The organism is Bizionia saleffrena (assembly GCF_008086175.1).
GTDB classification, from domain to species: Bacteria; Bacteroidota; Bacteroidia; order Flavobacteriales; family Flavobacteriaceae; genus Bizionia; species Bizionia saleffrena.
In genome coordinates this window covers 1-670 of sequence record NZ_VSKM01000059.1, presented here as the reverse complement: position 1 = coordinate 670, position 670 = coordinate 1, and the positions used below count along the sequence as shown (strand labels likewise).

Annotated in this window: 1 protein-coding gene; it reads left to right on the top strand. The window is 29.4% G+C overall.

Annotated features, from left to right (window positions below):
- Window positions 1-128: 128 nt before the first annotated feature.
- On the top strand, window positions 129-670 hold a 542-nt coding region (locus ES676_RS14585; protein ID WP_317130830.1), incomplete at its 3' end, for a DUF6705 family protein.

The following is a 670-nucleotide window of genomic DNA, read 5'->3' as shown; positions in this document are numbered from 1 at the left end:
TTTCACTCCAATTACTGTTTTTACAGTAATGAAAAGTACAAATAAGTTGTAGTTTTCGATGAATGGTACAAAAAAGGATTGCGGTTTTGGCGGGATAATATCATATTAGCATAACAATTTAAATAATTATGAAATTAAAATTTTTATATACTTTTTTAATCTGTTTAGGATTAACAACGACAATTAAAGCGCAAGAAACTATAAAATCTTTAAAAACAGGATTGCCAGGAGAAATTGGAGAAGGACCTGTTTATTATAAAGATATTGAAAATACTTTAGATAAATACTTAGAAACTTGGCTTTACGTAGATGGTACAACTTATTTTAAAATCACTTTTATTAAAAAAGAGCATACTCCATTAACTGGAGGTGTAAAAGTAGATTATAGAGATATGATAGCGGGTGAATATTTGCTAAAAATAAACGGAATCACTAAATATGATACTTATGGAGCCAATAACAGCAGTAATGATTCTATGGCGAATTATATTTCTGGTGGATTAATAGTTTCTGAAAATAAATTAGAGATTTTGTTCTACACAGAACCACCGCTTAATGGTTTATGTGAAAGATATGCTAGTGGTAAATTATTACTAGAATATACTCCGATTTTTGGGAGTGCAGACGAATTAATCTGGACAAGAACCAACAACCAATTATATGGGGATAC